A 1,689-nucleotide genomic window follows, 5' to 3' on the forward strand; every position below is an offset into this window, starting at 1 on the left:
TTGCGAACCCATCTTAAACGGTTGACCCGCAAGACTATCTGCTTCTCAAAGTCAGAAGAAATGCACGATAAGATCATCGGATGGTATCTGACGATCAATCATTACCACTAAATCTGCGTCACGACCAGTTTCTGAGTCATTTTATCTCGCGTTTTCGCATGATTTCGAGACATATGGATTGTCATTACCCTGTACTTTCAATATACGTTGATTTCTCTCACATTCCCATTCCGTTACGGGATAAAACATATTCCAAACATTAAACAGTTCTGTTTGCTGCTTTGACAAACGGAAATGATAACGATCCCGCATATAAAAGTAGGTACGAGCAATAACACCCCGCGCTCTTTCCGGTGGTTCTACCGTTTTACTCTTAAAATCCACTTTCATCTGGCATTGCCCATACTGAGTAGCAGGCCCATTCCACTGTCCAAATTGAAAATTGGAGCGATCGTAATTAATTTCACCAATGGCTGGCTGTAAATTATGCAGGTCGGTTTCCATTACGTTGTATATTGGATCTTGCGTACAATTTTTCCGCCCGCCTTTCTGCCAGCACAGCCGCTGATGACCAAGCTGCCAGGCGGGTACCACATGCTCCCACTCTATACGACCAGCACGTTCAACATTTTTTCTTATTTGGTATCCACATGCTTCCAGGTCAGGTACACCTTTGCGGCCAAACCATTGAATTGAACAACCACAATAAAAGCTCTGACTCATACCACGATGGATTTCTATGGCTAACTGTTTTGCTTTACTAAAGCTAATGGGGTCCGCTATTTCTGATTTTGTCGCCTGTCCATGCAGTGGAAATAAAAGCAGACTCACGATACTAACCCACCATTTATATCCGGTCATATTGTTCTGTTTCTGGTGCCATTGATATCTGGCCCGCAGGTTAACGGATAGTCAATAAGGAGACAAACAAAAATAACGGTACCATGGCGAACAAATCAGAAAAATAGAACGCGGTTATTTTTATCACAGCAACACATTAATTAACCATTAATTAACTTTTATAACAATGTATCTATAATAATTAAATTCAATAAAAACACAATCAAATATATTTTAAATAATGCATAAATATAATAAAGATCGCTAAAACATAAGATAAAACACAAACTGAAACAGTTATCTTAATTTAGTGTACTAAAGAACACCTATTTTAATGTAATAAATATGGTATAAATTATTTAAGAAATTATTAGCTGAACCTATTGAGGGGCGATTATGTGTCCTGACTTTAAATTTCAATGTTCAAGATGTGGCAATACATCATTTCGGTCTGACCAACAGGTGGAATCTTTTGATGACATTTATGGTTCAATATGTTCTCAATGCTATAAGCCAGTGGGAATTCACGATATAACTGAACATAAAATAAGACGCATTCAACTGATTATACAAAGAAAAATAACACCAAACGTTCCAACAACTTAGTGGCGAAAGATATCAAAAAACACTATCACTTTATATCGACATGATATAAAAAAGCATTTTATTAATTAGGTATTTTATATCTCCGGATGCCATCATCTAATTATTTTTATCACATAAGCGCTGAGGAATCCCCAGTAATGAGCAGGTAAAAAAAGACAGGCATAGAGTTTTGTGATCTACTGATTGTGCTATCAATTCAATGAGATCACCTCTATGCCTGTTTACCAAGTATGTCAGAAGTTT

2 protein-coding genes are annotated in these 1,689 nt (G+C 37.1%); one reads left to right on the forward strand and one right to left on the reverse strand.

Annotation, left to right across the window (positions count from 1 at the left end; genetic code table 11):
• The coding region (locus tag LPW36_RS17580) for an IS1 family transposase (RefSeq protein WP_230607651.1) at nucleotides 1-111 on the forward strand (111 nt) is incomplete at its 5' end.
• Between the two features lie 30 nt (nucleotides 112-141).
• Here the strand turns inward: LPW36_RS17580 and endA are convergent.
• A complete protein-coding gene (endA, locus tag LPW36_RS17585) occupies nucleotides 142-861 on the reverse strand; it encodes a deoxyribonuclease I (RefSeq protein WP_230611884.1) in 720 nt (239 codons plus the stop codon).
• Nucleotides 862-1,689: the final 828 nt, after the last annotated feature.

Origin of the sequence: Limnobaculum eriocheiris (genome assembly GCF_021010575.1) — a bacterium.
Classification (GTDB): Bacteria; Pseudomonadota; Gammaproteobacteria; order Enterobacterales; family Enterobacteriaceae; genus Limnobaculum; species Limnobaculum eriocheiris.